Here is a 3631-nt window from a genome sequence, read left to right as displayed (position 1 = left end):
TTACGAGACCGCTATCGAGCCGGTAAAGGCTCCCGCTACCCCAGCCACACCCGCTAACAGCACCGCTCCGGCAGCGCCCGCCACGCCGGCTGCACCAGTCGAGTCCGAGTCGGATCGGCGCTGGCGTCTGTTCAAGGACAGCTACAACTTCACCGCCCAGGCCGATGATGCCGCCGCCCGCGCTGCGCTGGAGGCTGCCTGGCCCAAGTACGCCGGTGCGATGGACCGCATCAAGGCCGGTTTCGATGGTATCGCCAGCGAACCGAAAACCCTGATCGACAGCGTGTCGGTGCAGCTTGGTCTCGACAAGTCGCTTTCGATGCGTTTTGTCACCTATGTCGGCACCTTCGATGGCAAGGTGTGGACCAGCAAGGATGGCGACACTACCAATATCTACCTGCCACTGGAAGTCGACAGCAGCGCCCGTGCGGTACCGTTTGCGCGCCAGCTGGGCACCATCATGCTGCCCTACACCGCGGTATGGGGTAGCCAGCCGCGCAACCTGGCCGAGCTGATCATCGGCGAAGGCGTACTGGCCCATGTGACGAAGCTGGCAGCGCCGGGCAAACCGGTAGAAGCCTATCTCGATCTGACGCCGGCACAACTCGCCGCCGTCAAATCCAGCGAAGGCAACGACCTCAGCGCCATCATCAGCAAGCTGCGCGATGGCAGCCCGGCCACCCTGGCCAACTACAGCGGCCCGCAACTGGCCCAGGCCCGTTACGCCGGCTGGCTGCTGGTAGAAGCCCTGCTGAAGAAGAACGCCCGCCCGACCGATATGATTCGCCAGAAGACCAGTGACCTGGTCGGCGTGTCGGAAAAGACCCTGGCACTGTTGAACCACCGCAACAAGTAAGCCGCGCAAGACGCAACAAACAGGGCCGCCCACTGGGCGGCCCTGCTACATTGAGGCCATCCGATAGCAGCGCGTGGCAGCCATGGCCGAGGACAGCGACCTCGAACGCACCGAAGACCCCAGCCCCCGAAGGCTGGAAGATGCCCGCAACAAGGGCCAGATAGCCCGCTCGCAAGAGCTGGTGACCTTTGCGGTGGTGGCCGCCGGCATGGCAACGGTATTCGCCCAGGGCGACCAGATCTATGCCGCACTCAAGGCGGTGATGATCGACAATCTGCGCTTTGATCAGGGCACGCTGGCCGATCAGGGCCAACTGGCGCTGCATCTGTATCGTGCCTGCCACGATGCCTTGCTGGCCATCCTGCCCCTGCTCGGCATTACCGTTGCAGCCGCCGTACTGGCTTCCATCATGCTGTCGGGTTGGCTGTTCACCTTCGAGCCGCTCACACCCAATTTCGGCAAGCTCAATCCCGCCAATGGTCTTGGACGCATGTTCTCGGTGCGCAGCCTGGTGGAAATGGGCAAGGCCATCCTCAAGTCCGGGCTGATCGGCGGCATCGCCGCGCTGACCATCTGGCATGAGCGCGACCAGATCATCCAGCTGATAGCCATGCCGCCGTTCCAGAGCCTTTTGTATGTGTGGCATCTGCTGCGCTTCACCATGGCGCTGGTGGTCGGGTCGATGCTGATCATCGTGCTGATCGATGTGCCGTTCCAGCTATGGGACTACCACCGCAATCTGCGCATGACCAAGGAAGAAGTGCGCCAGGAAGCCAAGGAATCGGACGGCGACCCGCAGGTCAAGGCGAAGATCCGCCAGCTGCAGATGCAGGCAGCACGGCAGCGCATGATGAGCGAGATTCCCAAGGCCAATGTGGTGGTGACCAATCCGACTCACTATGCGGTTGCGCTGCGCTATGACGACAAGAAGATGAGCGCGCCCAAGGTGGTGGCCAAGGGTTCCTTCCTGCTGGCCGAGCGCATCATCGAACTCGGTCGCGAGCACCAGGTGCCGATTCTGCGCACGCCGCCGCTGGCACGGGCGCTGTATCACCATGCCGATCTGGGCGACGATATTCCCAGCGCCTTATATAACGCGGTAGCCGAAGTACTGGCCTATATTTACCAACTCAATCACTTCCGGCGCCATGGCGGCATCGAACCGAGCTTGGCGGCCAAGCTGCCGGTACCGGAAGAGCTGGACCCCGGCAGCTAGTCAATCGCGACACCCGGCATGAGTAAATCGCCCATAAAAACAGTGTATTGAGTCGGAACAAAACCGTGCAATGCCGGGTAATTTCACAAAACACCCGGATTGATGCGGCCAATTGCCGCCTTTTCACGACAGCACATCAGTCTGCCAAGCATTGGTCGTGACAATATGGACAAAAGTACGATAATTCAAAAGGAAAGCGCATCTAGTTAATCTGCCATATGAAGAAGCATGGATTGATGACAACGCAGTGAACGCCGCACCTATATGCCCATTCGCCTCAACCTGACATCGCTGGCCGGCCCCATCCTTGTGCTGATGGTGCTGACGCTATTCATCCTGCCGCTGCCGCCCTTCCTGCTTGATCTGTTTTTTACCTTCAATATCGCCGTCGCCATCATCGTGCTGATGGTGTCGATCAATACCAAGCAGCCCCTGGATTTTTCCGCCTTTCCGGTGGTGCTGCTGATGACCACCTTGCTGCGTCTGGCGCTGAATGTCGCCTCCACCCGGGTGATCCTCACCCATGGCCATAGCGGCGGCGATGCGGCCGGCAAGGTGATCGAAGCCTTCGGCCACTTCCTGATCGGCGGCAATATCGCCGTCGGTATCGTGGTGTTCGTGATCCTGACCATCATCAATTTCGTGGTGATCACCAAGGGCGCCGGCCGTATCGCCGAAGTGAGCGCCCGTTTCACCCTCGATGCCATGCCCGGCAAGCAGATGGCCATCGATGCCGACCTGAACGCCGGCCTGATCGGCGAGGAAGATGCACGCAAGCGGCGCAAGATCATTGCCCAGGAAGCCGACTTTTTCGGCTCGATGGATGGTTCGTGCGCGGCGATGCGGTGGCCGGCATCCTGATCATCGTCATCAATCTCTTGGCCGGCATGGTTGTCGGCATGATTTCGCACGACCTGCCATTTGCCGAAGCCGGCAAGACCTACACCCTGCTGTCGATCGGCGACGGGCTGGTGGCACAGATTCCCGGTCTGATCATCTCCACCGCTGCCGGTATCGTCGTTTCGCGCGTCGGCGACGAAAAAGACCTGTCCGAGCAGTTGCTGGGCCAGCTGTTCTCCAAGCCGCAGACGCTGTACATCACCGCTGCGGTGATCGGCGTATTCGGCCTGATACCGAATATGCCGCATGTCGCCTTCCTGTTCATGGCGGCCGCCATGGCTGGCCTTGCCTATGTGCTGGAGCAGCGAGAGCGCGCCAAGGAGGCCGAAGTGCCGCCAGCCCAGCTCGCCCAGCAGACTGCAGCCGCCAAAGAACAAGAGCAAAAAGCGCAGGAGGTGGGCTGGCATGACGTGGCGGCGGTCGACCCGGTGGGCCTGGAGGTCGGCTATCGCATCATTCCCTTGGTCGACCGCAACCAGGATGGCGAACTGCTGCGGCGCATTCGCGGCATACGCAAGAAAATCGCCCAGGACCTCGGCTTTCTGGTGCCGGCCATCCATATTCGCGACAATCTCGAACTCAAGCCGAATGCCTACCGCATCCAGCTCAAGGGCGTGGACCTGGGTGAGGGCGAAGCCTATGTCGGCCAGTATCTGGCG

General features: G+C 60.9%; 1 protein-coding gene and 2 pseudogenes. All 3 read left to right on the top strand.

Going from position 1 to position 3631, the window contains the following annotated elements:
• A pseudogene (locus ACE3OH_RS15785) lies at nucleotides 1-856 on the top strand (hypothetical protein); the annotation flags it as partial.
• A gap of 82 nt (nucleotides 857-938) precedes the next feature.
• Nucleotides 939-2072 (top strand): flagellar biosynthesis protein FlhB, encoded by a 1134-nt coding sequence (flhB, locus tag ACE3OH_RS15780; RefSeq protein ID WP_374355011.1) that lies wholly within the window; start codon nucleotides 939-941, stop codon nucleotides 2070-2072.
• 264 nt (nucleotides 2073-2336) lie between these two features.
• Nucleotides 2337-3631 (top strand): annotated as a pseudogene (locus ACE3OH_RS15775) (FHIPEP family type III secretion protein); the annotation flags it as partial.

The sequence above is a fragment of the Chitinimonas sp. genome, assembly GCF_041904975.1.
Lineage (GTDB): Bacteria > Pseudomonadota > Gammaproteobacteria > Burkholderiales > Chitinimonadaceae > Chitinimonas.
The sequence above is the reverse complement of the archived record's forward strand: the minus strand, read 5'-3'. Positions and strand labels throughout refer to the sequence as shown.

What these genes read in the sequence shown, in the direction of transcription:
- flhB (WP_374355011.1), top strand. Translation starts at nt 939, where the DNA reads ATGGCCGAGGACAGCGACCTCGAACGCACCGAAGACCCCAGCCCCCGA.